Origin of the sequence: Pleomorphochaeta sp. DL1XJH-081 (assembly GCF_049310885.1) — a bacterium.
Classification (GTDB): Bacteria; Spirochaetota; Spirochaetia; order Sphaerochaetales; family Sphaerochaetaceae; genus CAYZJV01.
This window is the reverse complement of the sequence record NZ_JBMDYO010000011.1, coordinates 18,783-43,328: the sequence shown is the minus strand read 5'-3', so window position 1 is coordinate 43,328 and position 24,546 is coordinate 18,783. Positions and strand designations below refer to the sequence as shown.

The 24,546-nt window shown below is 47.4% G+C and carries 29 protein-coding genes, 1 other RNA gene and 1 riboswitch; of the genes, 25 read left to right on the top strand and 5 right to left on the bottom strand.

The genetic code is table 11. The annotated features are described in order from the left end of the window. Window positions 1-37: 37 nt before the first annotated feature. The 5 genes from ACODJP_RS12975 to ACODJP_RS12955 all read left to right on the top strand — a co-directional run bounded on the left by ACODJP_RS12975 (window position 38) and on the right by ACODJP_RS12955 (window position 3,511). Window positions 38-247, top strand: a complete 210-nt coding sequence (locus tag ACODJP_RS12975) for a FeoA family protein (RefSeq protein WP_422482193.1) — start codon at window positions 38-40, stop codon at window positions 245-247. A gap of 37 nt (window positions 248-284) precedes the next feature. Then, the gene (locus ACODJP_RS12970; RefSeq protein ID WP_422482191.1) at window positions 285-512 is read left to right on the top strand and encodes a FeoA family protein; all 228 of its coding nucleotides are present in this window, start codon (window positions 285-287) and stop codon (window positions 510-512) included. A 53-nt stretch (window positions 513-565) separates the two neighbouring features. Next, window positions 566-2,590 (top strand): ferrous iron transport protein B, encoded by a 2,025-nt coding sequence (feoB, locus tag ACODJP_RS12965; RefSeq protein ID WP_422482189.1) that lies wholly within the window; start codon window positions 566-568, stop codon window positions 2,588-2,590. Between the two features lie 15 nt (window positions 2,591-2,605). Then, window positions 2,606-2,752 (top strand): FeoB-associated Cys-rich membrane protein, encoded by a 147-nt coding sequence (locus ACODJP_RS12960; RefSeq protein WP_422482187.1) that lies wholly within the window; start codon window positions 2,606-2,608, stop codon window positions 2,750-2,752. An 84-nt stretch (window positions 2,753-2,836) separates the two neighbouring features. Continuing rightward, a complete protein-coding gene (locus ACODJP_RS12955) occupies window positions 2,837-3,511 on the top strand; it encodes a Crp/Fnr family transcriptional regulator (RefSeq protein WP_422482185.1) in 675 nt (224 codons plus the stop codon). Between the two features lie 74 nt (window positions 3,512-3,585). On the opposite strand, the gene trxA is transcribed toward ACODJP_RS12955, so the two are convergent. Beyond that, a complete protein-coding gene (gene trxA / locus ACODJP_RS12950; RefSeq protein ID WP_422482183.1) occupies window positions 3,586-3,903 on the bottom strand; it encodes a thioredoxin in 318 nt (105 codons plus the stop codon). Between the two features lie 184 nt (window positions 3,904-4,087). Between trxA and ACODJP_RS12945 the strand changes: the two genes are divergently transcribed. Then, on the top strand, window positions 4,088-4,861 hold the full coding sequence (locus ACODJP_RS12945) for a TatD family hydrolase (RefSeq protein ID WP_422482181.1): 774 nt from the start codon (window positions 4,088-4,090) through the stop codon (window positions 4,859-4,861). Here the strand turns inward: ACODJP_RS12945 and ACODJP_RS12940 are convergent. Then, window positions 4,842-5,762 (bottom strand): hypothetical protein, encoded by a 921-nt coding sequence (locus ACODJP_RS12940; RefSeq protein ID WP_422482179.1) that lies wholly within the window; start codon window positions 5,760-5,762, stop codon window positions 4,842-4,844. The two genes, ACODJP_RS12945 and ACODJP_RS12940, sit on opposite strands and share 20 nt — an antisense overlap. Before the next feature lie 133 nt (window positions 5,763-5,895). Between ACODJP_RS12940 and ACODJP_RS12935 the strand changes: the two genes are divergently transcribed. The 12 genes from ACODJP_RS12935 to ACODJP_RS12880 all read left to right on the top strand — a co-directional run bounded on the left by ACODJP_RS12935 (window position 5,896) and on the right by ACODJP_RS12880 (window position 14,978). After that, a complete protein-coding gene (locus ACODJP_RS12935; RefSeq protein WP_422482177.1) occupies window positions 5,896-6,888 on the top strand; it encodes a class II fructose-bisphosphate aldolase in 993 nt (330 codons plus the stop codon). A gap of 127 nt (window positions 6,889-7,015) precedes the next feature. Then, window positions 7,016-7,546 carry a translation initiation factor IF-3 gene (infC, locus tag ACODJP_RS12930; RefSeq protein ID WP_422482175.1) on the top strand — a complete coding sequence of 177 codons (531 nt, stop codon included), beginning with the start codon at window positions 7,016-7,018 and terminating at the stop codon, window positions 7,544-7,546. Window positions 7,547-7,630: 84 nt separating this feature from the next. Next, on the top strand, window positions 7,631-7,831 hold the full coding sequence (rpmI, locus tag ACODJP_RS12925; RefSeq protein ID WP_422482173.1) for a 50S ribosomal protein L35: 201 nt from the start codon (window positions 7,631-7,633) through the stop codon (window positions 7,829-7,831). A 14-nt stretch (window positions 7,832-7,845) separates the two neighbouring features. Next, complete coding sequence (gene rplT, locus ACODJP_RS12920) at window positions 7,846-8,199, top strand: 50S ribosomal protein L20 (protein ID WP_422482171.1); 354 nt, start codon at window positions 7,846-7,848, stop codon at window positions 8,197-8,199. A 29-nt stretch (window positions 8,200-8,228) separates the two neighbouring features. Continuing rightward, window positions 8,229-8,570: a hypothetical protein gene (locus tag ACODJP_RS12915; RefSeq protein WP_422482169.1), complete on the top strand. Its 342-nt coding sequence runs from the start codon at window positions 8,229-8,231 to the stop codon at window positions 8,568-8,570. 87 nt (window positions 8,571-8,657) lie between these two features. After that, window positions 8,658-8,846: non-coding RNA, 6S RNA (ssrS, locus tag ACODJP_RS12910), on the top strand. Between the two features lie 20 nt (window positions 8,847-8,866). Beyond that, window positions 8,867-10,015, top strand: a complete 1,149-nt coding sequence (locus ACODJP_RS12905) for a tetratricopeptide repeat protein (protein WP_422482167.1) — start codon at window positions 8,867-8,869, stop codon at window positions 10,013-10,015. Beyond that, window positions 10,008-10,439 carry a tRNA (adenosine(37)-N6)-threonylcarbamoyltransferase complex ATPase subunit type 1 TsaE gene (gene tsaE / locus ACODJP_RS12900; RefSeq protein ID WP_422482165.1) on the top strand — a complete coding sequence of 144 codons (432 nt, stop codon included), beginning with the start codon at window positions 10,008-10,010 and terminating at the stop codon, window positions 10,437-10,439. Before ACODJP_RS12905 ends, tsaE begins: the two co-directional genes overlap by 8 nt. Further along, entirely contained in the window at window positions 10,436-11,149 is a 714-nt protein-coding gene (tsaB, locus tag ACODJP_RS12895) for a tRNA (adenosine(37)-N6)-threonylcarbamoyltransferase complex dimerization subunit type 1 TsaB (RefSeq protein ID WP_422482163.1), read from the top strand. Before tsaE ends, tsaB begins: the two co-directional genes overlap by 4 nt. 2 nt (window positions 11,150-11,151) lie before the next feature. After that, the gene (locus ACODJP_RS12890) at window positions 11,152-12,102 is read left to right on the top strand and encodes an NAD(P)/FAD-dependent oxidoreductase (RefSeq protein ID WP_422482161.1); all 951 of its coding nucleotides are present in this window, start codon (window positions 11,152-11,154) and stop codon (window positions 12,100-12,102) included. A 129-nt stretch (window positions 12,103-12,231) separates the two neighbouring features. Beyond that, complete coding sequence (locus ACODJP_RS12885) at window positions 12,232-13,677, top strand: glycogen synthase (RefSeq protein ID WP_422482159.1); 1,446 nt, start codon at window positions 12,232-12,234, stop codon at window positions 13,675-13,677. 5 nt (window positions 13,678-13,682) lie between these two features. Then, window positions 13,683-14,978: a glucose-1-phosphate adenylyltransferase gene (locus ACODJP_RS12880; RefSeq protein WP_422482157.1), complete on the top strand. Its 1,296-nt coding sequence runs from the start codon at window positions 13,683-13,685 to the stop codon at window positions 14,976-14,978. A 20-nt stretch (window positions 14,979-14,998) separates the two neighbouring features. Here ACODJP_RS12880 and ACODJP_RS12875 read toward each other — a convergent pair whose 3' ends face one another. The 3 genes from ACODJP_RS12875 to ACODJP_RS12865 are packed head-to-tail and all read right to left on the bottom strand — an operon-like array spanning window position 14,999 to window position 17,483. Beyond that, a complete protein-coding gene (locus ACODJP_RS12875) occupies window positions 14,999-15,415 on the bottom strand; it encodes a (deoxy)nucleoside triphosphate pyrophosphohydrolase (protein WP_422482155.1) in 417 nt (138 codons plus the stop codon). Between the two features lie 11 nt (window positions 15,416-15,426). After that, on the bottom strand, window positions 15,427-15,903 hold the full coding sequence (locus tag ACODJP_RS12870) for a hypothetical protein (protein ID WP_422482153.1): 477 nt from the start codon (window positions 15,901-15,903) through the stop codon (window positions 15,427-15,429). 5 nt (window positions 15,904-15,908) lie between these two features. After that, complete coding sequence (locus ACODJP_RS12865; protein WP_422482151.1) at window positions 15,909-17,483, bottom strand: NAD(P)H-hydrate dehydratase; 1,575 nt, start codon at window positions 17,481-17,483, stop codon at window positions 15,909-15,911. 152 nt (window positions 17,484-17,635) lie between these two features. Between ACODJP_RS12865 and ACODJP_RS12860 the strand changes: the two genes are divergently transcribed. The 7 genes from ACODJP_RS12860 (at window position 17,636) to ACODJP_RS12830 (ending at window position 24,500) form a co-directional block, all read left to right on the top strand. Beyond that, window positions 17,636-18,055 carry a CopG family ribbon-helix-helix protein gene (locus ACODJP_RS12860; protein WP_422482149.1) on the top strand — a complete coding sequence of 140 codons (420 nt, stop codon included), beginning with the start codon at window positions 17,636-17,638 and terminating at the stop codon, window positions 18,053-18,055. A gap of 29 nt (window positions 18,056-18,084) precedes the next feature. Beyond that, a complete protein-coding gene (locus ACODJP_RS12855) occupies window positions 18,085-18,756 on the top strand; it encodes an ABC transporter ATP-binding protein (RefSeq protein WP_422482147.1) in 672 nt (223 codons plus the stop codon). Beyond that, the gene (locus tag ACODJP_RS12850; RefSeq protein WP_422482145.1) at window positions 18,753-19,571 is read left to right on the top strand and encodes a metal ABC transporter permease; all 819 of its coding nucleotides are present in this window, start codon (window positions 18,753-18,755) and stop codon (window positions 19,569-19,571) included. The genes ACODJP_RS12855 and ACODJP_RS12850 overlap by 4 nt, the downstream gene beginning before the upstream one ends. A 29-nt stretch (window positions 19,572-19,600) precedes the next feature. After that, on the top strand, window positions 19,601-20,401 hold the full coding sequence (locus ACODJP_RS12845) for a hypothetical protein (RefSeq protein ID WP_422482143.1): 801 nt from the start codon (window positions 19,601-19,603) through the stop codon (window positions 20,399-20,401). 63 nt (window positions 20,402-20,464) lie between these two features. Then, window positions 20,465-20,563, top strand: a riboswitch (TPP riboswitch). A gap of 39 nt (window positions 20,564-20,602) precedes the next feature. Beyond that, the gene (locus ACODJP_RS12840) at window positions 20,603-21,631 is read left to right on the top strand and encodes a thiamine ABC transporter substrate-binding protein (protein WP_422482141.1); all 1,029 of its coding nucleotides are present in this window, start codon (window positions 20,603-20,605) and stop codon (window positions 21,629-21,631) included. A gap of 105 nt (window positions 21,632-21,736) precedes the next feature. Continuing rightward, window positions 21,737-23,443 carry an ABC transporter permease gene (locus ACODJP_RS12835; RefSeq protein WP_422482139.1) on the top strand — a complete coding sequence of 569 codons (1,707 nt, stop codon included), beginning with the start codon at window positions 21,737-21,739 and terminating at the stop codon, window positions 23,441-23,443. Continuing rightward, a complete protein-coding gene (locus ACODJP_RS12830; protein WP_422482137.1) occupies window positions 23,436-24,500 on the top strand; it encodes an ABC transporter ATP-binding protein in 1,065 nt (354 codons plus the stop codon). Before ACODJP_RS12835 ends, ACODJP_RS12830 begins: the two co-directional genes overlap by 8 nt. Window positions 24,501-24,546: the final 46 nt, after the last annotated feature.

Here is a 24,546-nt window from a genome sequence, read left to right as displayed (position 1 = left end):
ACTATTGTCACACAGCAACGGTGAGGAGATACCAACTATGCCTTTGACATTCATAAAAGTCGGACAGTCGGTCGCAATAAAAGCCATCCAAGGAAAGGACGAGACCAAGAAATTTCTAGGGAGTCTGGGGTTCACTACAGGTGAATCCATCACCGTGGTTGCCGAAAATGGAGGAAATTTGATCCTCTCAGTAAAGAATACAAGAATCGCTTTGGACCGATCCATGGCCCAGCGGATTCAAGTTTGAGTATCATCTAGACATCAAGAAAGAAAAGGAGTCGCCCATGACACTAGGAGAAGCACGTCCAGGCAATACAGTAATCGTGCGCAAAGTAGGAGGTGCAGGTCCCACCATGCGCCGAATTATGGATATGGGGATCACAAAGGGCTGTTCTGTACATGTAAGGAAGGTGGCACCACTCGGAGATCCCATCGAGGTAACTGTACGCGGATATGAACTATCCTTGAGAAAGTCGGATGCAAGCAATATTGCAGTCGAACTGCAGCAATAAGTATAATTTTTTTTAATGAATTAAGTTAGCTTATGCTAACAAAGGAGTCCTATATGGCACATACCGTTGCCTTGGCAGGAAACCCCAATTCTGGCAAGACATCGATCTTCAACGAACTCACCGGCAGCACACAATATGTGGGAAACTGGCCAGGAGTCACCGTCGAAAAGAAAGAGGGATATATCAAGGGTGATAAGAAGCATATGGTCGTGGACCTTCCAGGAATCTATTCACTCTCCCCATATACCTTAGAAGAGGTCGTGACACGGGATTTCCTGATCGATGGAAAACCCGATTTGATCATTAATGTAGTGGATGCGACGAACCTAGAACGTAATCTCTACCTGACCACCCAACTAATCGAGACGGGAATTCCGGTACTGATCGCACTGAATATGATGGATGTAATCCACAAAAATGGTGATCAGATCGATACAGAAAAACTCTCCCAGCTCCTCGGATGCCCCATAGTAGAAACCTCTGCTGTTTCCCGAATGGGTCTCAAAGAACTCATCAAGACCGCCAAGACCATGATAGAGAAGGCAGAAAGTAGTGCAAAAAAGGCAGTATTCAGCCAACCACTTGAGAAAGCTTTAACCGCAATCGAACGGATTCTAGCTGGCATAGTACCTCCCGAAACTATCCGCTGGTATGCAGTCAAACTCTTTGAACGAGATGAGAAGGTTATGCAGCGTCTGAAATTGGATGGCGAGATAGCGCATACCCTAGCCTCTATCGTAGAAACTACGGAAAACGAGTTGGATGATAGCGCTGAGAGCATCGTCACCAACGATAGGTATGAATACCTCACTAGCATTACCGATGCTTGCCATAAAAGGGTACGAAAGACTGGTTCACTATCAACAAGCGACAAAGTAGACCGCATAGTCACCAACCGTTGGCTGGCACTTCCGATCTTCTTCGCCATCATGTGGGGAGTCTACTATGTCTCCATCCAGAGTGTGGGAGATCTGTTTATCGGATGGATAGAATGGATATTCGCCGACCTCATCGGTTCTAATGTGGCCCTCTTATTGGAGACAATAGGAACTTCAACTTGGCTCACAGGCTTGGTGGTAGATGGGATCATAGCTGGGGTAGGATCCGTGCTCACCTTTGTTCCTCAGATGATGATACTCTTCTTCTTCCTCTCCTTGATGGAAGATATTGGGTACATGTCACGTGTTGCCTTCATCATGGATAGGATATTCAGGAAATTTGGCCTCAGCGGAAAGTCATTCATTCCCATGCTTATTGGTACCGGGTGTTCCGTTCCAGCTATTATGGCAAGCAGAACGATAGAGAACCAGCGTGACCGGAGAATGACAGTCATGCTCACTCCATTTATTCCCTGTGGAGCAAAACTACCGGTATTCGCACTCCTTGTAGGAGCATTCTTCCCCCATAGTGCATGGATTGCATCTTCCATGTACCTAATCGGGATTTTCGGAGTGATCGTATCGGGAATCCTCTTGAAAAAGACGAAGGCTTTTTCGGGTGACCCTGCCCCTTTCGTCATGGAACTTCCTTCTTACCACATACCGCGGCTTAAGAGTGTCGCTATACAGATGTGGGACCGAGGAAAACAATTCATCAAGAAGGCTGGAACCATTATCGCAGTAGCTTCTGCCGGGATTTGGATATTGCAATCCACCAGCTGGTCACTACAGATGGTAGAGACCCAGGACAGTATCCTTGCCTCGCTCGGAAGATTAATAGCTCCCCTGTTCTCCCCACTTGGATTCGGTTCCTGGGAGGTTGCAGTAGCTACCATTACCGGTCTGCTGGCAAAGGAGACTATCGTCGCTACATTCGGTATTGTCTTAGGACTGGGAAATGTCACTGAAGGCGACCCAACTTTCCTGGCTTCCATCGGAACCTTCTTCAATCCGGTAAGCGCGTATGCCTTCATGGTTTTCACCCTATTCGCAGCCCCTTGTGCGGCGGCGATTGGTGCAACGAGAAGGGAGATGCAAAGTGCGAGGTGGACTTGGGCAGCAATCCTCTTTCAGACCTCTGTTGCCTACGCAGCGGCACTGTTGGTTTATCAGGTCGGTTCGCTTCTATTCCTCTCATAGAAAGGAGATTAACTTATGGCCAATATAATTGTCGGCATCATCGTTTTTGGCTCACTCGGAGCAATCGTGTTTACCATGTTCCGAAACAACAAGAAGGGAAAAGGTTCTTGCCATAGTGGTTGCGGAACTTGTCCATATGCATGTGATAAACGTGAGAACTGAGCTATTCGTATGCCAAGTTGGGGAGTGTGCCTTGAGTGCCACTCCCTTTTTGCATTATTATGGATCATCTGAAGGAGATGGCGGATGCTGGAGCAACAAGATTTTCAGGCACTACAAGAGAACTTTCCTTTCTGGGATGGTCTTGATGATCGCGAAAAACAGATCATTCTTGATGGAACCATACGGTTCACCCACGACAAAGGAGCTATAGTCCATGAGGACCGAAATAAATGTACGGGAATGCTCATGGTGGTTTCAGGCCAGCTCAGGATCTACATAATCAGCGAATCAGGAAAAGAGATCACCCTCTACCGATTGTTCGATCGGGATGTATGCGTACTCTCCGCCTCATGCCTCATAAGGAATATCACCTTCGATGTCCATATCCAGGCTGAACGAAAGACCACCATGCTTAGGGTAACCACCGATTCCTACCAAGAGGTCGGAAAAACCAATACCCAAGTACAGGATTTCACCAACCAATTGGTCTCATCGCGTTTCAGCGATGTTATGTGGGTAGTGGAACAGGTAGTATTCATGAGTTTCGACCGGAGGCTGGCTATGCACCTTCTGGAGACAGCAGCTATTGCCGGTGACGACTCTTTCTCGATTACCCATGATGCCATTGCAAGGGATCTGGGAACTGCGCGAGAGGTAGTTACGAGGATGCTCAGTCGTTTCCAAGAAGATCACCTAGTGAAGCTCTCCCGTGGTGGCATCACGCTACTCGACCGGGAAGGTCTCTACGCGCTAACTTGAGCAAGAAAAAAAATTAGGGACCACGTTCGTGTGGTCCCAGCGTATCTTAGTGGTACAGAAAACTGCTTATCGGATTATGCTATACCGAGCATACTGCGCATCATCGATTCATTACGAACGCCAACCTGTTTGTCCACAGCCTCTCCATTCTTAAATACCATCATCGTAGGAATACTCATAATCTGGTACTCGAACGAGAGATTCGGGGAAGTATCCACGTCCACTTTCACTATTTTAGCTTCTGTAGTATTCAGATCTTTATCGAATGCATCAAGAATCTCTCCCTGGATCCTACAAGGGCCACACCAGGCAGCCCAAAAGTCGACAAGTACAGGAACATCTGCCTTCAGTACCTCCTGTTCGAAATTCTCTTCTGTTACATGAGTAATCATTATCATCTCCTCATATCGGATAAACCGATTTGTTTCTATCTATTTTTATCCATAGCATACTAGATCCGGTGGTATCAGTCAGTGACAATGTCACCAGAGCTCCACAATACGATTCATGTCGAGGTGGTATATATGAATCGCTTTTCTACTTGTCCCGATTGTCTTCAATCGCTAGGATACTTCCATGGAACAGCTCATAGACTCACATTTCCACCTTTTAGAAATGCAGAAAAAGGGCATAGATCCCGAAAAGATTCTCGAAGGAATGCAATCGGCCGGTTTCGCTGGCGGAATCGATATAGGGGTTGAGGAGAATGACCTCTTTCGTAGGACGGCTCTACTTGAACACTACCCGCAGATCATGAGGGCTGCTGGCATTGGTCCATGGGGAGCCCAGGGAGCTGAACCGATCGAGAAAATTGTATTACGATTCATTGACCATATAGAAAATTTGCGCTGTGATGCCATAGGTGAGATAGGATTGGACTATCACTGGAACTATGGAACAGTTGAAAGACAGATACAGTTGTTCTCAGACCAAGCCCGATTGGCTGACCGCATGGGAGTCCCAATCATTATCCATACAAGGAACGCCGATTCAGATATGATGCATCTGCTCGATACACTGCCACTGAAGACCAGTGGAATCATGCATTGCTTCTCTAGTTCATGGGATCTTGCCAAGAAGGCTCTCGATCGGGGATTGCTCATTTCATTCGCGGGGCCTATTACCTATAAAAAGAACCAACAGTTGAGAGATACACTGAAGAAGATACCGACTGACCGTTTGTTACTGGAGACGGATAGTCCCTATCTCTCACCTGAGCCCTATCGCGGTACGGTAAATACACCATTACGTATGGTGGAAATCTATAAAAAGACAGCCGAAATCAAAGATCTATCACTCGAGGAGCTGATTATAACGGTAAAAGAAAACTTCACCAGGCTCTTTTCATAGAACGATAGGTAGTAAAAAGCGGGCTCCGGATGGAAACTCCACCTGACCTATTCTCAAATCCACTTGAGAAAAGTTCAACCAATGAGGCACCTAGATCATCGGCAACTACTCCTTCGAGATTACGCCGTTGAATCACCGGGGTATAAGAAGCATCTACGATCCATCGTATTTTTTGATCATTGGTCTCTGAAGCGTATTGGGCCAACCCTTCCACATAGGGAGAAACCACATACAATGCTCCCATATCGGATAGCTTCTCCACCGTAGTATCTATTGCAGCTCTGGTACTCAGCGATACCGGAAGAACTTCTAATACTCGCTCTTTATAGTGTTGTTCGAAAAGTCTTGCGTTAGCTTCCGCATTGACCTCCCCCGCCGTATAGAGAAGAACAGTTGGCAAGGGATTGTCCTTGGATAGAAGAGAAAGCGCTTTTGCAGCCTCGGACCAGCCAGAAGACGAATTTTCATACGTGAAAAGTAGGTCAAACAGACCCTCCGGCGCGACTCCGATTCCCACGGATGAGATTCCCTCTCCATGCAACTGGGACAGCCGCTGTGTCCATACATCTTGATGGAGTACGATATCAGAAGTGATTAGTGGAGAAAAGACGATCAGAGAGGTTCTGGCTGTACGGGAATCCGAAATCAAAGTATCCAGATTGTCAGGATCTCCCAAGGTATCAAACTCTATCGTTTCCATGCTCAGCTTCTTTCCTATGGATGCGAGGGAAAACCGGAGTTTCCACTGCTCTCCTACCGGTATATGGTTTTCGATATAACGGTTATCAGAAATTATCAGAACCTCCTCCCGTAATGGAAAAAAGAGCCAGAGAAAACCGCCTCCTATGGCAAGGACTAGGATAGAGCTCATGATGATAAGGAGCAGAAACCTTTTTCGCATGGATCTACTGTATCAATCGGCTACCGACTGGTCAACAAACGTTATGGTAAGATTCGCCGGTTGACCAAGAGGAAGTAAAAGAAGTAAATTTAAAGAGATACAAAACCACCTTATGAAAGGAGTGATAATCCGTATGACATCATACAAAGATCTCGGATTGGTAAACACCAAGGAGATGTTCGCGAAGGCCGTCAAAGGCGGGTACGCGATCCCAGCTTACAATTTCAACAACATGGAACAGTTGCAGGCAATTATCCAGGCCTGTGTAGAAACCAAGTCCCCTGTTATCCTGCAGGTATCGAAAGGGGCTCGTGACTATGCGAACCTCAATCTCCTGCGGAATATGGCAAAGGGCGCCGGTGAATACGCCAAGGAACTCGGTTATGAAATTCCTATTGTACTCCACCTTGACCATGGCGATTCGTTCGAAACCTGTAAGGAATGCATCGACAACGGATTCTCATCTGTGATGATCGACGGATCCCACTTCCCTTACGACGAAAATGTCGCTCTCACCAAGAAGGTCGTTGAGTATGCCCATGCTCATGGTGTGACTGTTGAAGGAGAGCTAGGAGTCCTTGCCGGGATCGAAGACGATGTCGTTGCTGAGCACTCCACCTATACACAGCCGGAAGAGGTAGTAGACTTCGTAAGCAAGACCGGTGTTGATTCTTTGGCTATCTCCATCGGTACCAGTCATGGTGCTAACAAGTTCAAACCCGAGCAGTGCACCCGTAATGAGGATGGCGTCCTTATTCCTCCCCCATTGCGTTTCGACATCCTTGAGGAGATTGAGAAGGAACTTCCCGGATTCCCCATTGTATTGCATGGCTCATCATCGGTCCCTCAGGAATATGTAAAAATTATCAACGAAAATGGTGGCAAGCTGAAGGATTCTGTTGGAATTCCCGAAGAGCAGTTGCGCAAGGCTTCCAAGTCCGCTGTCTGTAAGATCAATATCGACAGTGATGGCCGTTTGGCCATGACAGCTCTCATCAGGAAGACGATGAACGACAATCCTGGCGAATTCGATCCACGTAAGTATCTCGGTCCTGCCAGAAAGGCACTCAAAGAGATGTATATGCACAAGAATATTAACGTTCTTGGCTCTGCCAATCAGGCATAAGTATCGAATAGGACGAAATACGAGGTCCCCCCTTTGACGAGTGGTGGGGCCTTGTGTTATAGTTTTGCAGGTAGGTTTATTCTTACAAATCCATCAATGCGGTTTCATTGAGACACAGGGAGAACGATTGGCTACGAAAGAATTGAGGATCAACAGACAGATCCGCTCTAGAGAGGTATTCGTCATAGATGCCGAAGGGAATCAGCAGGGTGTAATGAACACCTTCGCCGCCATGGAACTTGCCGAGCAGGCAGGAATGGATCTGGTGGAGGTTTCTCCAAATGCAAACCCTCCGGTGTGCAAGGTACTCGATTATGGCAAATATCGGTATGAGCAGGAAAAACGGAACAGGGAAGCTAAGAAGCATCAAACGATCGTCAAATTGAAAGAGATCAGGATGCAGCCGAAAATCGAACGCCATGATATGGAGTTCAAGACAAAGGCGATAGCTGAATTCCTCGAAGAAGGTAACAAAGTCAAGATTTCAGTCCGTTTCAGAGGTAGGGAACTCGCCCACACCGAATTGGGTAAGGTTGTTCTCGATACGATTTTGCAGATACTCACCGATAGAGATGTAAAATTTAATCTGGATCGTCAGGCTATGATGGAGGGGAGGATGATGAGTCTTATCATCAGTCCTGCCAAAGGCAAACGCTAGTGGTCAAAACCATCCCGTTGGGATGATTTCAAATACGCAGCTCCAAGGGGTTCTTGTTCCTTGAGGGCGCAAAAGAGGTAATTCATGCCAAAAATGAAAACAAGAAAAGCCGCTGCCAAGCGGTACTCGGTAACTGGGTCCGGAAAGGTCCGCTACAAAAAGCAGGGTCTCCGACACATCCTCACCAAGAAGAATACCAAACGCAAGAGAAATCTTCGTCACAGTGGTATTTTGAGCGACGCTGAAGCAAAGAAAGCAAAAGTCTTGCTTCCGTACAATTTTTAGGGGAGGAGTGACGAATGCCAAGAGCTGTAGACGGAACCAAACACAAGGACCGAAGAAAGAAGATCATCGAACAGGCCAAAGGATACTGGGGACGCCGTAGTACTAACTATCGTGTTGCCAAGGATGCTGTCGCTAAAGCAGGGCAATACGCCTACCGTGACCGCCGCCGGAAGAAACGGGATTTCCGTTCCCTTTGGATCGCCAGGATTTCCGCAGGAGTCCAGGCTGAGGGCATTAACTACTCTCAGTTCATGCATGGTCTCAAACTCGCAAACATCGAGATTAATAGAAAAGCATTGTCCAACATGGCTATTGAGGACAAGGCTGCCTTCTCTCAGTTGGTTGCACAGGTGAAGAAGGTCTTATAATAAGCATATTGACACAGGAGGTGTCCACGATGACTACTCTCGACAAAGTACAATTGCTAGAGCAGAGAATTGTTAAGGCTACGGTTCTAATCCGGAACCTTGAAAAGAAGATCGAGGAGTTGAATGACGAAGTCGAAGTACTCTCCGTCCATAACGAAGAGCTTCAGAAATACGCAGACAACTTCAGCTCCGATAGTAAGCTTATCGAAGAGAGCATCAACAATGCGCTCGAACATCTTGGTACCATACAGGGACTTGATGATATCGAGATCATGGACAACCTCGCCGGAGACCTCGAGGCCGCCGACAGCTTTACTGCCGGTGGCGGAACCTCTATTGAAGAGGTTTCTCTCGACGATCTGGTTCAATAAGCTGGATCTCGCACCATTATTCTGCGAAACGGAACCAGAGATGGTTCCGTTTTTTTGCTACCTGTGGTAGCATTGAATTGAAATTCATTGGGCCTGCGGTGTACGTGAAGAGACAGTTCTCTTGGCTCAAACTACATCATTGGGAAACGGTATAGCCGGGTTGTATTGCTCCCGGGAGGTTCGCCTCTCGATGAGGGAACAGAATGCTCGACACCAAGTTTCCCCCTTGAACCTTAGGTTCAAGAGATAACCTCTAAACGGCACTGCGGGTCCTCTTTTTTTAGGAAATCAAATACATGACAAATACACCAGATATGGACGATATCGTATTCATCACCCTCCCCGATTCCATCCAGAGAGAACAAGAGGGGTTCACATTTCTTGTGGATGTCCCTATCCCAGTACAGCTTCCGGATCAAGGAAAAGGAATCGACTCCAACTCGGGTATCCGTATAGAGATGATCGCAGCTGGGCTTATCAAGGTAATTGCCCACAAACCCGACCATGAGCACTCAGACTATTATAGATCCATGCTTACGGCATTGCAGCCCGATGTAGTGAAAGAATTACAGCTGGCGGCAATAGCAAAAGCAAACAACGGAGATCTCGAATTTGCCGAAGAATTGTTTCTTGCTGCAAGCTACCTGAATCCTAATATTCCTGAATTGTTCGTAAATCTCTCAGTACTCTATGGACAGAAGGCGCGCATTGCCATGGATGCCGATAAGCAAGACGCATATGACGAGGCGATCGGAAACCAAGTCAATGTCCTTCGTAGAGGATTGGACCAGAATCCACTCTCAGAATTACTTATGGCTGAATTTGGTTTGTTGAACCTCTTTCTTGGTAATGATGAGATCGCTTACGAATACCTGAACGAATATCTCAAGATAGCATCTGAAGGTGAAAAAAAAGATCTTGTCTCCCGCCACTTCAATGAACTCTCAGAAAGGATTGAGGGTGAGAGGACACTCCACGCAGCCTTTGACGAGATGCAGATGAACAATGAAGAACAAGCTTTGCGTTTGATTGAGTCGTTCATCGTCAGCAATCCAAAGGTATGGTCGGGTTGGTTCATCAAAGGATGGGCAAACCGGAGATTGGGTAGCTTTGAAGAAGCTAATCAGGCGTTCCTCCGTTGCTTGGAATTGGGTGAGCAAAATGCCGATATTTATAACGAACTCTCCATATGCTCGTTAGAGTTGGGAGACAAGGAATTGTCCAAGAACTATCTTGAGATCGCCTTGGAACTCGATGAGGGAAATGTCAAACTTCTAAGTAATCTCGCATTTCTCTATATGAGAGATGAGCAGTTCAACCAAGCCTATGAATTACTGAAGAAGGCTGAAGCTATCGATCCAAAAGACCCCGCCATTGTACACCTAAAGAGCGAATACGCGAAAAGAACTGGTATCGATGGGGAGGATGATATCATTGATGGATAACTCCCGTATATTCTACACGAGTAGTGAACAAGAAACCAAAGCATTGGGAGTGCGTCTAGGTAAAGCCTGCATTTCGGGTAGCGTGATCTCATTGAGAGGCCCTCTCGGGGCAGGAAAGACCGTCCTGGCAAAGGGCATAGCCCAAGCTCTCGGTATCACGGAAGCTGTTGTTAGCCCTACCTACACACTCGTTCAAGAGTATGGGGGAACCATGGCCATGCACCATCTGGATCTCTATAGGATCGATGGCTTAGAAGATTTTGATGGTATAGGAGGCGAAGAACTCCTTTACTCAGATGGTATTACGATAATAGAATGGAGTGAGAAAATCGAAGACCTTCTACCCAGCCACACCATCAGAGTCGATATCGCTATAGGAGAGGCTGGTAAGCGGGAAATTAGAATTGAAGGGGTCATGCTATGAATGTGTTGGCTCTCGAGACTTCGAGTAACGTCCTCCATCTTGCATTGAAAACCGATAAAGAGTTTATAGCCAGCACACGCACTATCGGTCGACACTTTAGCGAAGAGCTGGTAGTGAGAATGAAAGAACTCTGCAATGAAGTTTCTCTCAAATTAGCAGACCTATCGCTTATTGTCTGTACTAACGGCCCCGGTTCATTTACCGGACTTCGGGTTGGCATGGCAGCTGCAAAGGGAGTCTCTTTAGCAGCTGGAATTCCCCTAGTCAGCCTCAGTACCATGGAAATATACGCTTATCCCTTGCGATATGCCGAAATGCCAGTGCTCTGCACAATGGATGCAAAAAAAAATCGGTATTATGGTGCACTCTTCCAACAAGGCAATCGTCTTACTACCGATATGGATGCTTCAATTGCCTCCCTCTGCGATAAAATTGTCGAATTTGAGGCTATCTTAATTACAGGACCCGACTCCACTGTTGTCGGAGATGCATTGCGTGATGAAGTCACTAAAAGGGGTAAAACAACAAAAATTTACCTTGACCAACTCCATTATCGTAGCTATGGCGAATCCATGATACAATTAGGTATGGATTTGCTTCAACAAAAAGGTCCTGACGACATCGGAAGTGGACCTACCTATATCCGAAAGAGCGATGCTGAGGTATCTTTAGAGGAGCGAATTGCGAAATCCACCCCCAAAGAGGTTTGAATATGAGTGATAAAGAGAAACAACCCGATATCATCATCGTAGGAGGAGGTCCAGCAGGACTCTCCGCTGCACAATATGCTGCACGGGCAGGGCTCAGTGCCCATGTATTCGAAGAGCTTGCCCCCGGTGGGCAGACACTGATCGTAGATGAACTGGAGAACTATCCAGGATTTGATGAGCCCATTAGCGGTTTTGATCTTGCAGACAAGTTTGCTAAACAGGCCGAACGCTTTGGAGCAGTCATCCACTATGGCTCGGTAGACAAGGTTACCCATAATGAAGATGGTTCCTATACGGTTGAAACTAGTGATGGGAATTTCACCGTACCTGTAGTGATCATGTCCACAGGTGCTAAACGGCGCGAACTGGGAGTACCGGGTGAGAAAGAATATCAGGGAAAAGGCGTTTCCTATTGTGCCACATGTGATGGTCCCTTCTTCAAGAAGAAAAGAATACTCGTGGTTGGTGGTGGAGACTCGGCTTGTGGTGAATCGCTCTTCCTATCCAAACTCAGTGAGGACATTGTCATAGTCCATAGAAAGGACCGCTTCAGGGCTCAACGGAGCATTGCCGGTATGGTTGAACACGATGAACATGTGGATGTCCGTTTCATGCATACGGTAAACGAAATTAAGGGAGATGGCAAAAAGGTTACCTCCGTATCCTTACACGATTCGGAACATGACAGGGATTATGAGGAACAGTTTGATGCGGTATTCATCTTTATCGGTGCAGACCCGAGGACACAGCTGGTTCCCTTCGCTGAAACAGATGATTCGGGATACCTTGTGACCAATGAACTCATGAGTACCACTACACCGGGACTCTATGCCGTTGGTGATGTACGCAACACACCTTTCCGACAGGTGGTTACAGCTGCTTCTGACGGCTCTATCGCAGCCCATGCCGCTGCCGAGTATATCGATGAACTCAAAGGCCAGGCATACGTATAGAGTCTATTGAATTACCTGCAAATATCGAAGAAAACCCGTCATTTTGGCGGGTTTTTTCATGTTGATTCTCTAAAAATCGATAGACGAATTCCCTTGACGATACAACTGTAACAGTGGTGTAATTGGTATATGAGAATATTAATGGTCTCGAGTGAAGCAGTTCCGTTCTCCAAATCGGGAGGTTTGGCCGATGTGGCATCCTCCTTATCGATCGCTCTTGCGACCTTAGGTAACGATGTTCGTCTGGTCATTCCCGGATATGGTCTTACTGATGACACATCATTCGTCGAAATGCCATACCGATTGGAAGTCTCCTTAGGCACTGAGGTCGAAACTGTGCGATTCAAGCAGCTCCAATACCAACAGGTCACCGTCTATCTGGTGGACCATCAGTGGTTTTCAAAGCGCAAAGGAATCTACGGAGATACCTCTTTTACTCCCTACCCTGACAATCTGATCCGATATACCCTCTTTTCTAAGGCAGCACTCGCCTTATGCAAAGAGCTAGCATGGATTCCCGAGATTCTCCATTGCCATGATTGGACTGTCGGCTTCGTGCCGGCTCTTGCACAACAGGATCCTGCACAAACCTTCAAGCAGACGAAATCGGTCTTCACTATCCATAATCTAGCATACCAGGGAGACTTTCCCAGGATGGACCTGCTTCTTGCCGATATGGATATTGATTCCCGTTTTTTCAGTGGAAAAGGAATCCATAAGCGTGCAAATATGCTTAAAAACGGTCTTGAGACAGCACATGTTCTCACCACAGTGAGTCCCACGTATGCAAAGGAAATCCAAGGAGAGTTGCAGGGATGCGGATTGGAAACGCTGCTACTCTCCCATGCCGATAACCTGTACGGAATCCTAAACGGGATCGATACCGAGGAGTGGAATCCTACTACGGACGGTCTACTCGATCTCCATTTTACAGCGGAAGATCTTACCAACAAGGGTAAGCTCAAAAGGATCATGCAAAAACGGTTCGGATTGCCAGTCGAGGACGCTACACCCGTAGTCTCTATGATTAGTAGGATTGCTGATCAAAAAGGTTTCGTGGAATTATGCCAAGGTTCTCCCTGTGCACTTGAACAAATACTCACCGACCTGCCGGTACAAGTACTAATCATTGGTACAGGGGATAAAGCGATTGAGGAAAAGCTCACTACTCTGGCAGAATTGCACGACAATCTTTCTGTGAACCTAATATTCAGTAATGAGGCTGCCCACTTGGTAGAGGCTGGAAGCGATTTTTTCCTCATGCCCAGCCGTTATGAACCATGTGGATTGAACCAGATGTATAGCCTTCGCTACGGAACCATCCCAATTGCGAGAAGAACGGGTGGTCTTGCCGACTCAATCGTCGATATAGATGAGGAAGAAGGTACGGGGATCCTTTTCGAACAGATGTCCGGAAATGCGATATTCACTGCTGTACAGAGAGCTGTCTCGCTGTACCATGAAGATATCAAACAGATTTCCACCATACGGAAGCGTGGTATGGCAGTCGATTTTTCTTGGATCAATTCGGCTGAAGATTACATGAAAGTGTATGAGACTATACACAAGGGGTGACTGGAATGGGAAGAACTAAAACTATCGCAATCGTATTGGGAGGCGGCAAAGGGACTCGATTGTATCCTTTGACCAAGGACCGATCAAAGCCGGCCGTCCCGTTCGCAGGAAAATATCGTCTCGTAGATATCCCCATCTCGAATTGTATAAATAGTGAGATAAAGCAAATCTACATTCTCACGCAATTCAATTCTGCGTCATTGCACAACCATATAGCGAATACCTATATATTCGATACGTTCTCCAATGGATTTGTTGAGATCCTTGCCGCAGAGCAAACCTATCACAACAATGATTGGTATCAGGGAACAGCTGATGCAGTCCGCAAGAATCTGAAACACTTTGCTGACCAGAATGCAGACTACTATCTGATTCTATCTGGAGACCAGTTGTATCGTATGGATTACCGTGAGATGCTTAAAACCCATATCGAAAGTGGGGCGGTATTGACCATTGCAGCGAAGACTATTAGCAGGCAAGAGGCTACTGGATTGGGTATCATTGGTGCTGATGAAAAGGGGATCGTGAAAAAGTTCTATGAGAAACCGGCTCCTGATCTCGATATCAGCGAATATCAGATACCAAGTAAACTACTCAAGGAGAGCCTTAACCAGAAACCCACCGAACATAACGAGTACCTCGCATCCATGGGAATCTATATTTTTGATGCTAGGGCGATGGAGGAGATGCTTGAGAGCAACCAATCCACCGACTTTGGAAAAGAGATTATTCCTGATGTCATCAAGACAAAGAAGGTAGCAACCTATGTGTACGATGGTTTCTGGGAGGATATTGGAACGGTGAAGGCGTTTTATGATACCAATATCGACCTTGCATCCGTAACTCCAGCATTCAATTTCTACAACGAAGAGATGCCTATCTATACTCACCGAAGACACCTCCCTGCTACAAAGGTCAACTTCTGCAATATAAGTTGTTCGCTGACGAGCGAGGGTTCGATTATTACGAATGCCTATATCGTAAACTCAATCATCGGTGTCCGCACATTGATCGAATCGGGAGCAAGCCTCGATGGCGTCTACTGTATGGGAGCATCTTTCTACGAGACTCCTGAAGAAAAGGCAGAAAATGCACGGAAGAAGATTCCAAATGTAGGAATAGGTCGAGCAACCATCATACGTAGGGCTATCATTGACCAGAATGCACGTATTGGCGATGGATGTAGGATCGGCATAGATGATATCGATCGGATTGAAGGAGATTATACAAACTACTCTATCCACGATGGAATCATCGTCATCCACAAGAACGCGATCATTCCGCACGGTACGATACTATAGTTATTGGATGTTACAGATCACTATGCGAGAGAGAGCTCCTCTAGTTTTTCCCTGATAGCAATATCGGAGGGGACGAAGGGGAGCTCCATCATTTCCTCCACAGTGACCCAGCGACTCTCATCATGCTCATGCAAGGTGAGCGTAAACGGCTGTTGTGCTTCCACCCAATAGGCTTGCAGATGGAAAAGCGTATGCTTATGGTGGAACTCGTGTTCAAGAAAGCAACTTCCGACCTTGATCACCATACCGAATTCCTCACTGAATTCACGAGCGAGGGACTCTTGCGGAGTCTCACCCCAACGGTGTTTCCCCCCAGGGAATTCCCATAATCCACCTACTGCGCCACCGACTTTCCGTTTGGCTATGAAATATCGACCAGCCTCGAATAAGACTCCAGCAGTCGTAATACGTTCCAACGTATGCTCCTGTCCACTCATGTCAAACTCCTCTATAGCAATACCGCTGAAGGAAATAGAAAATGCAACAAAGCCGAAGCAAGAACCAGGTACCCCAGATTCCTTCTATGGGTTTCAATCAAGGATCCGGTCTTCTTCAACACATCCTCCTGACTCTCGGGAGGCACGGTAAAACCAGGAGGCCTGAACCGTTGGGCATCTTCTCCATCGAACATACCATGTTTCTTACCCAAAACCAATTGAGAAACATGGTAGATCGAGAGAACCACGATGAACACCAATGGAATGAAGTCCCCAAAGAGGATTGGCCCTGGATCTACGGGAAAAAAGAATACAAGGGGAGAAAGAAATAGCCCCACCATTACCAGAAAAAGTTGTAACAGGAAATTATGACGGACACTGTTGCGCAATCGAATTAGAATAATATACCTACCGCCATATTCATCCACCAAAAGGAGTCCAGCGCCGATAAGCAGATAGATAATAACCAGCAGGTAGAGTTGGTACATTCGAGTTACCCGTGTTCCGCATTCCGGCAAACAATGCCGACGTGGCTAGTAAGAGTCTCGGCATCGAACCAACCCGCCTCACTTCTTGCCCTCAGCCCCGCTTCCTGATGAATCAATACACCAGTGTGTGCAGCCTGTAAGGGATCATAGCCTTGAGCCAACAGCGAACCGATTACTCCGGTAAGGACATCGCCACTTCCGGCAACACCTAAGGCATTATTCATTCCATCTACCACGATGGGAAGAGCACCACCATTCCTACCATCGACTATCCATAAGACATGGCTCTTGTAGACAATCACCAACTCCAAGGCAACCGCTACCCTTCTTAGCGAATCAATGAACGATTCGGGAGAACTTGAAGGTCCCGTCTCCTGTGCCAATAACGGCATATGAAGGGCTTCAAGCATTCGGTGGAGTTCCCCGGGGTGGGGAGTCAAAATTAACGGCCCATGGGCAGTCCCTTGGAGACGGTGTTCACCCACGATGGAGGCAAAAGTCGTTATAGCATCTGCATCGAGCACGGTTGGCAGCCCACTGTTTAAGATCTCAATCAGCTGATCCTGATGTCCGTCACCCCAACCGGGACCTGCTGCAATAGCCTGGTAACCAACAGATAGCGTGTGGGAAGAGACCGTCTCACCATCGGAAAGGGATTGCACGATAATAGATGGAGATTCAGCGGAAGCAACCGATGCCACATCCTTGGAACAACAGAGTGTGACCAAGCCACATCTGCTATGGAAAGCTCCCCGTGCAGTAAGTCGGGGTGCACCCGTATAGGAGGTACTTCCCGCGAACAGCGCTAGATGTCCTCTTTTATTCTTATAGACATCCTCATGATAGGGCATGATCTTCAGATCGGCATGATCACTGAGTGTAGCGACAGCTACCGAATTCTTTAGCAAGGCGGGAGGGAAGGATGGATTCACCCGCAAGATAGTACCCCACCCCATACGACATACCGGATGGTATGCAGCAGCCTTGCGGAGTCCCATGGTTACGGTGACATCCGCTATGATCCTCGGTCCTGCAACACTCATACCGTCACTGCATCCAGAGGGAATATCGACAGCCATAACCAGAGCTCCCTGATTCTGACGGGCATTGATCATCTTAACAATTTCAGCTGTAGTTCCACTGAGCAAACCCCGTAATCCGGTACCCGCGATACCATCGACTATGACATCGGCATCCGCTAAAAGACTGCTCGTATGGGTTGATATCATCCCATCCTCATTCTCTGCTTCAAACATCGTAAAGCCAAGTTTACGGCTAATATTTCGATGCACCGAACACGCATTCGATACACGGCTGCCAACTAAAAGGATAGAGAAATTTTCTAATCCAGAGAAAAAGGCCTCTCTAGCCATGACAAGGGCATCGCCACCATTATTCCCTCCGCCTGCTACGAAGACCACGTTCTTAAATTCCCGCCCCTTCTCCTTGGCGAAATCGGCAAAGGCATGCCAGCCCTTACTTCCGGCCTGCTCCATCAAAACTAGCGCAGGAATAGAATAATCGCTTTGAGATCGAGAATCTATTTGCTCCATTGTCTGTGTACTTACCAAGGTTTCCATATAGCTATACTACCCCTACTCGCAAGTGCGGTCAATCTTGTCACCCGAAAAAGCAATCTATATCCGATGTAACAGTATATAAACAGAGAACCAGTAGCACAAATATATATATTCGTGCTACTATATCCTAAATAATCGTCACGGAGGCTACGATGTCTGAAATCGTTCGTTTCGGTGTTTCCATGGATAAGGAGATGGTGGGACTCTTAGATGAGCTTACCGAGCTCCATGCCCATCCCAACAGATCGGAAACCATCCGATCCATGGTGCGACAACAGATGCTTGAAGAGGGGTTGGAAGAGAGCGATACCGCAGTTACCGCAGTCATATCGCTCATATTCCACTACACCACGAACCTTGTCCGGGTTCCTCTATCCGACTACCCCTCATTGAAATTGACCACCAACCTGCAGATGCATTTGGAAAAGGACATCGTCATAAAAATCCTCGTGGTAAGTGGCCGTTACGATGAAGTTAATGCTTGGGCTCGCCATATAACCGGTCAAAAACAGGTCATCGGTCGTATCAACATTGCAGCTACAGACCGTCTCTACGAGCAATTACGCGTATGAACAAACAACATGAAAATCCTACTATACACATGCACAAAGCATCTGCCTCATATGGAAGAAAATCGGTAATAAAAGATCTTGATTTCACCGTAGGCAAAGGGGAACGTATACTGATCACCGGTCCGAATGGAAGCGGAAAGAGTACCCTGCTCAAAATGATATCAGGCAACCTTCCAGCCTCCCGAGGATCTGTCGAGGTGCTAGGGAACGAACTGTCAAAACCACTTGCGAGGCACTATGTGAAACGGAGTATCGGAGTGCTTACCCAAGTACAAAGCGACCCCCAAATTGCCATAACTGTTGAAGAAAGTGTCCTGTTGGGACTATGGGGTACTCAATTTTCATGGTTTAGACGGTCAACGAAAGAGGATTTGGAAAAAGCCCGCCAACGGTTGGAACTTGTGGACATGGAAAATTTTTCCCACCGCGATATCCGTACCCTCTCAGGAGGGCAACTACAACGGGTGGCTTGTGCACGTGCTCTGATCCGTGACCCCCAATTGGTTTTGATGGATGAACCTACCACATACCTCGATACTTCAGCAAAACATGAGATCCTAGAGCTGATAGAGAGACTGCAACAGCAATTCGGATTTACCTCTATCATGGTAAGCCATGACCCTCTTGGAAAAAGATTATCGGATAGAGTACTGCATATGGAGGATGGAAAACTGGTGGAGATTACAGAGGCTCAGTCATGATCCAAATGGTAATCGAATCTTGGGGCATTCCCGTAATTAGACACGCTTTCTTCGGGATGCTGATTGCCGGAGGGACGCTCAGTCTATTAGGAGTTGTCATTGTAGCATTACATCTCACCGCGATCCGATTCACACTTATGCATGTGGGACTTTTCGGTGCTGCAGCTGGAATGGCTCTCGGATTCTCCTCAACCATTGGTGCCTTTTCCATGGTATTGGTAGCATCGGTAACCATGGGTGTTCTAGCCAAAGGTAAAGCTATCTCCACCAGCTCCATAAGTGGGCTATTTATGACCGGATCTCTGGCAGGAGCATTTATCATACTTGCCGCTACGGGAGTTCCTGCAATGCAGGTTTTCGATATATTCGCAGGTAATATTCTCATGCTCAGCCAGTCGGATCTGATAGCGACAGCTTCAGTAGGCCTCCTGATAATCCTCTCCTTCATTATCGCCTATAGGGAGATACAATTGGTATTGCTCAATCGTGATCTAGCCCAAATCCTTGGGGTTCCTATTGAGACTATGATGGTCATTCTCTTCGTACTCTTGGGACTCGGCATCGCTACAGCTCTCCGTCTGGTAGGAGCTCTGCTTGTCGATGCAATTATTCTTCTTCCCGGTATCGCGGCTTTGCGATTCGCACGATCATTCGGTGGTGCTCTCATGCTCTCCTCCCTATTTGGCATGGTCACGACTGTTGGAGGATTTATCGTCGCCCTACTGTTCAATCTCCCAGTAGGTGCGAGCGCAGCAATGACTGCAACGGTACTGTTGGGATTGTCTTTGCTTACCGCTAATCTAATTAAGAGATAGAACACAGATAGTCATTTTTGGAGGCAACTATGCGTAACACAGTAGTTTTATTTTTGGTCGCTTTTCTGGTATTGCCAGGAATGCTTTTCGCTCAGGGTGAGGATGAACTCTCAAGTGCATCACGGTATGAGGCCTATGCAGGTACAAAATCCATGGGTCCATCGATTGTTGCATCGACGAGTTGGGTTGGAGCGATCGCCGAAGCCGGTGGGGCACAGGATGTTCTGGTGCTTGCGCCTGTCGAACTTCGCCACCCCCCCGAGTACGATTTCTCACCACAGGATATTGTCCGGGCATCTCAGGCTGATCTCGTTTTTTGGGCAGGATATGAGGGGTTTGTGAAGAATCTAATACAGGCAGCTGAACTTTCGGAGAACCGTCTTATCAACGTACAGACGAACAACGCACCTGATAAGTTATCTGAATCGGCAGCAGCAGTGTCTCGTCTATTGGGAACTGAAGAGGCTTATAGAGTTTGGAAAGGACAATTGGATGTACTTTCCTCACGAATGCTTGAAGGTGCTGAGGCACAAGATGCTAAGACCACCAAAGTCGCAGTCCAATTTCATCATCAGGCATTGGCTCGCTATTTGGGGTACGATGTCATACGTGTCTATGGGCCGCAGGAGCTGACGATGAACGATATTCGCGATATCGAAGCGCTGAATCCAGATTTGATCATGGACAATTGGCATAGCCCACAGGGAGCTCCCCTACAGAAGGATGGGCGACAATATGTCCAGTTGGTCAATTTCCCCGGACCATTTGGTACAGCAAGCATCCTCGACGTGCTAGAGTACAATGCAAAACAATTATCCCTGATTCCATGATAGGTCGGTATCTTTGCGGTAGCGAAACTTGAACTTGACACCAAGACCTAATTTGTCTACCGTAGAGATGTCTTGGGGTGGCCCTTGTAAAGTGGCCTGAGATTACACCCGTAGAACCTGACCTGGGTAATTCCAGCGTAGGGAGGCACGTAAACTCACATACCATCCCCACAGACAGAAACCATCTTAGGAGGTGCTTATATGAAAAAGCACACGTGCATGTTGGTTCTGGCTGTCCTTTTGATTCCTACCCTGCTTTTCGCGCAGGGCGGAAACGAGAGCCAAGAAGCAAAAGGTCGTTCAATCACCGTCTATGCCTACGATTCATTCGTCTCAGAATGGGGACCAGGTCCGTTGGTTGTTCCCCGATTCGAAGAGCAAACCGGTATCAAAGTCAATCTGATATCAGCTGGCAATGGGGGAGAATTATTGGGAAAACTGGAACTGGAGAAACACAATCCCCAGGCCGATGTCGTTATCGGTATCTCCAACGAATTGTTGCATGAGACGATTTCATCAGGCTTATTCATGCCCTACGAATCTCCCGCTCTGACTAAGATTCCCCAATTCCTCCATTTCGACTCAACCTATAACCTTTTACCGTTCAACTATGGCAACTATGCATTCATCTACGATTCACAGAAAGTGACCAACCCTCCCCGCTCATTGGATGACCTACTCGATCCGAAATGGGAACGGAGTATCATTTTAATGGATCCTAGGACATCGAGTGTCGGAATGGGGTTGCTGGAATGGACGATTGCAGTCTATGGTGAGAACTACCTACAGTGGTGGGAAGCACTAAAGCCAAATGTGCTCACAATCGCCGATGGCTGGTCCAGTGGTTATGGACTCTTTACCGAAGGAGAAGCTCCTTTGGTTATCAGCTACACAACCAGTCCGGTGTATCATATCCTGTACGAGGATTCCGAACGTTTCAAAGCCCAGGTATTCGATGAGGGAAATATGGCAGTAATCGAAGGTGTAGGTATCGTTGACTCGACACAGGATCTCGATGCTGCGCAACAATTCGTGGACTTCTTGCTTACCGAAGCCCAAGCCGATATCGCAACGGCAAATATCATGTATCCGGTGAATACCGATACCGTTCTGCATGAGGCCTTTTCGATGATTCCCAAACCGACACGATCGCTTATGCTCGATGGTGAGGAAATCGCACAAAATCGTGACAAGTGGCTATCCGGGTGGGTCGAGGTAATGAGTAAGTAAACGGGTCGCAAGCAAGCTTTCGTTGCCTGTAACTACTTGGATACGGGATCATTTCATGGTCCCTTTCCACTCGCTTCGTTTGGCAATAAATAGGAGGAGAGAAAGGTGTCCCAACGTAACAACATTCTCGATACATCACGATTCTATAGGACCCTGAGTACTCCTGCCATACTGCTGCTGACCTTTCTCTTCCTCATTCCCCTATCGGTTATTCTCAGTAAAGCCTTCATCGATATTGATGGAGGCTTCTCGCTTTCCCGTTTGGGATCGACTCTCATTGATCCCTATACCCACCGCATCCTTAGATTCACCCTCTTACAGGCATTGGTAAGCACCCTCGTATCGGTGGCAATCGGACTGCCAGGAGCGTACCTCTTGGCAACCTACCGTTTCAAGGGGAAAGGGATAATCAAGGCAATCTGCACCATACCGTTCGTCCTCCCATCGATCCTTGTTGTATTGGGTTTCGTCATATTCTATGGAAACAACGGATTGGTAAACCAGATGCTTATGGGCATCTTCGATTTAAGTGAGCCACCACTGCGTATTCTCTACACCTTCGCAGCAGTGATCCTTGCCCATGCTTTCTACAATTTTCCTATCGCTTTGGGACTCATATCCTCATTCTGGGAACAATTACCATCCCGGTATAACCATGCTGCGATGACCATGGGAGCCAAACGGTGGACAATCTTTAGGACTGTCACACTGCCACGCCTCATACCCGCTATTCTCAGTGCATCCACATTGATCTTCCTCTTTTGTTTCTCAAGCTTTGCCATCCTCTTGGTCTTGGGTGGAGGGCCACAGTTTTCTACGTTGGAAGTGGAGATCTACCGAAGGGCTCGCATGACACTCGATATGGAGGGCGCTGCCGCCTTGAGTATTCTCTCTATAGCGGTAACACTTATTCTGGTTGCTGCGCACATATGGACCCAAAAAATGATGGCCCACCAAGAAGATATCGAGAGAATCGATGAACGGAGACTCGAACGTCGTCCAAGCTCATTCCTCGGCCGTTTCGCGGTTATCTCGTATCTCATGTTTTCCGTCGTATTTGTCCTTGGCCCATTGGTAGGAATCATGTACCGCTCCTTCATGGCTCCAGTCTCTCGTTCAGGTGACATGGCCTTTTCCTTGCGATGGTACAGACAGCTTTTCGGTATCGATGAGGTAGCCGGAAGTGCATTGGGAACAGCAGGCTCAGCTTTACTCCTCAGTATTGTTATCGCTGTGGTCACTTCAATCATTTCTCTGACCATAGGAACAATGCTCTCTGCCCGATTGCGAAAGAGCAGGAATCGTTCAGCCCTATCGATGGAAATCTATGCCATGTTGCCGATGGCAGTCTCATCGGTCATCGTTGGTCTGGGCTATTATCTGGTCTCCACAGCCATTGTGGGAAGTCGTTCAATGAATGTCATTCTGGTGGTGCTTGCCCATGTGGTGATCACTTCGCCCTTCGTGCTACGATCACTCCTTCCCGAATACCGAAAAATTCCATTCAGTTATACCCAAGCCTCATTGACCCTTGGCGCTACCGTCTCTCAAACGTTCTGGAAGATCGAAGTGCCTTTGCTCCGTTCTGCTATGGCAACAGGGGCAGCATTTGCCTTTGCCATTAGTATGGGAGAGATCAATGCCACACTGGTATTGGCAGACTCAAGTATCGTAACGGTACCGATAGTCATGTATAGGCTTATCGGATCCTATAATTTTGCCGGAGCATGTGCCCTTGGCACGATTTTGATCGCTACATGTGGTATACTATTTGCATTCATCGAGACGATCAGAAGGAGAGACAATGGCTGATATGGGTTTAGTGTGCTCACAAGTGCGGGTCGATTACCCTGAATTCACCCTTTCAATCGACCTATCGATCGAGCAGGGAGAATTGGTCAGCATCATTGGACCATCGGGATGTGGAAAAAGCACGACGCTCCAGTTGATAACCGGGCTCATTCCCTGCAATGCTGGATCCATTATGCTCAACGGTACCGATATCACCTCAATGCCGGTGTGGGAACGCAAGATCGGCATGGTATTCCAGGATTACGCGCTCTTCCCCCACCTCAATGTGGAGAATAATATCGGATACAGTCTTAAACTGAAGAAGTTGCCAAAAAAAGAACGCCAGGAGAAGGTAAATGGTCTGTTAGGACTTGTAGACCTCGTCGGCTACAACAAACGGAAAATCGGTGAGTTGAGTGGAGGAGAACGACAAAGGGTCGCATTAGCACGGGCGTTGGCTGCAGAACCACAATTGCTGCTTCTCGATGAACCGCTTTCCGCACTTGATGCAAAAATGCGAAAGAGGTTGCGGCAACAGATCCGCCACATCCACGAAGCTACCGGGATAACCACCCTCTATGTTACTCATGACCAGGAAGAGGCCCTCACGATCAGTGATCGGGTTGTGGTCATGCAACAGGGGCGAATGGAACAGTTCGATACGCCTGAGGCGATCTACCAGCATCCTGCTACCCTATTCGCAGCACGATTCATGGGTGAGGGAACACTGCTTCCCCATGCACTTATCCCCCAGACACTGGTCTCCATCGATAAAGGGCCCGATACTGTGGTATTCCGTAGCAGTGGTGAACAAAAGCAGGTCTTTTTCCGTCCTGAGAGGGTGATTGTCCACGATAATCCCTCGTTGGCTTTTCCCGAATTCCTCCCTCACTTGCGCTTTACCGATGCCCGGGTGGTCTCCTGTGAGTACCAGGGTGGAAGGTACCTGCTCTCCTGTGAATGGAATGGACACAGCATTTTAGCCTATGCCCGCCATAGGCCGAACAACAAACGGGTCTCACTCGGAGTCCGTATCGTTGACCTCGTAGAATACGTTGCTGGTGTGGTTTCCCGATAAATTTTCATAAAAAAATGAATCCAAATCGATCCTCTTGTGGTTATAT

Coding starts and splice junctions, on each gene's coding strand:
- ACODJP_RS12975 (WP_422482193.1), top strand. CDS start 38: ATGCCTTTGACATTCATAAAAGTCGGACAGTCGGTCGCAATAAAAGCC.
- ACODJP_RS12970 (WP_422482191.1), top strand. CDS start 285: ATGACACTAGGAGAAGCACGTCCAGGCAATACAGTAATCGTGCGCAAA.
- feoB (WP_422482189.1), top strand. CDS start 566: ATGGCACATACCGTTGCCTTGGCAGGAAACCCCAATTCTGGCAAGACA.
- ACODJP_RS12960 (WP_422482187.1), top strand. CDS start 2,606: ATGGCCAATATAATTGTCGGCATCATCGTTTTTGGCTCACTCGGAGCA.
- ACODJP_RS12955 (WP_422482185.1), top strand. CDS start 2,837: ATGCTGGAGCAACAAGATTTTCAGGCACTACAAGAGAACTTTCCTTTC.
- trxA (WP_422482183.1), bottom strand. CDS start 3,903: ATGATTACTCATGTAACAGAAGAGAATTTCGAACAGGAGGTACTGAAG.
- ACODJP_RS12945 (WP_422482181.1), top strand. CDS start 4,088: ATGGAACAGCTCATAGACTCACATTTCCACCTTTTAGAAATGCAGAAA.
- ACODJP_RS12940 (WP_422482179.1), bottom strand. CDS start 5,762: ATGCGAAAAAGGTTTCTGCTCCTTATCATCATGAGCTCTATCCTAGTC.
- ACODJP_RS12935 (WP_422482177.1), top strand. CDS start 5,896: ATGACATCATACAAAGATCTCGGATTGGTAAACACCAAGGAGATGTTC.
- rpmI (WP_422482173.1), top strand. CDS start 7,631: ATGCCAAAAATGAAAACAAGAAAAGCCGCTGCCAAGCGGTACTCGGTA.
- rplT (WP_422482171.1), top strand. CDS start 7,846: ATGCCAAGAGCTGTAGACGGAACCAAACACAAGGACCGAAGAAAGAAG.
- ACODJP_RS12915 (WP_422482169.1), top strand. CDS start 8,229: ATGACTACTCTCGACAAAGTACAATTGCTAGAGCAGAGAATTGTTAAG.
- ACODJP_RS12905 (WP_422482167.1), top strand. CDS start 8,867: ATGACAAATACACCAGATATGGACGATATCGTATTCATCACCCTCCCC.
- tsaE (WP_422482165.1), top strand. CDS start 10,008: ATGGATAACTCCCGTATATTCTACACGAGTAGTGAACAAGAAACCAAA.
- tsaB (WP_422482163.1), top strand. CDS start 10,436: ATGAATGTGTTGGCTCTCGAGACTTCGAGTAACGTCCTCCATCTTGCA.
- ACODJP_RS12890 (WP_422482161.1), top strand. CDS start 11,152: ATGAGTGATAAAGAGAAACAACCCGATATCATCATCGTAGGAGGAGGT.
- ACODJP_RS12885 (WP_422482159.1), top strand. CDS start 12,232: ATGAGAATATTAATGGTCTCGAGTGAAGCAGTTCCGTTCTCCAAATCG.
- ACODJP_RS12880 (WP_422482157.1), top strand. CDS start 13,683: ATGGGAAGAACTAAAACTATCGCAATCGTATTGGGAGGCGGCAAAGGG.
- ACODJP_RS12875 (WP_422482155.1), bottom strand. CDS start 15,415: ATGAGTGGACAGGAGCATACGTTGGAACGTATTACGACTGCTGGAGTC.
- ACODJP_RS12870 (WP_422482153.1), bottom strand. CDS start 15,903: ATGTACCAACTCTACCTGCTGGTTATTATCTATCTGCTTATCGGCGCT.
- ACODJP_RS12865 (WP_422482151.1), bottom strand. CDS start 17,483: ATGGAAACCTTGGTAAGTACACAGACAATGGAGCAAATAGATTCTCGA.
- ACODJP_RS12860 (WP_422482149.1), top strand. CDS start 17,636: ATGTCTGAAATCGTTCGTTTCGGTGTTTCCATGGATAAGGAGATGGTG.
- ACODJP_RS12855 (WP_422482147.1), top strand. CDS start 18,085: ATGCACAAAGCATCTGCCTCATATGGAAGAAAATCGGTAATAAAAGAT.
- ACODJP_RS12850 (WP_422482145.1), top strand. CDS start 18,753: ATGATCCAAATGGTAATCGAATCTTGGGGCATTCCCGTAATTAGACAC.
- ACODJP_RS12845 (WP_422482143.1), top strand. CDS start 19,601: ATGCGTAACACAGTAGTTTTATTTTTGGTCGCTTTTCTGGTATTGCCA.
- ACODJP_RS12840 (WP_422482141.1), top strand. CDS start 20,603: ATGAAAAAGCACACGTGCATGTTGGTTCTGGCTGTCCTTTTGATTCCT.
- ACODJP_RS12830 (WP_422482137.1), top strand. CDS start 23,436: ATGGCTGATATGGGTTTAGTGTGCTCACAAGTGCGGGTCGATTACCCT.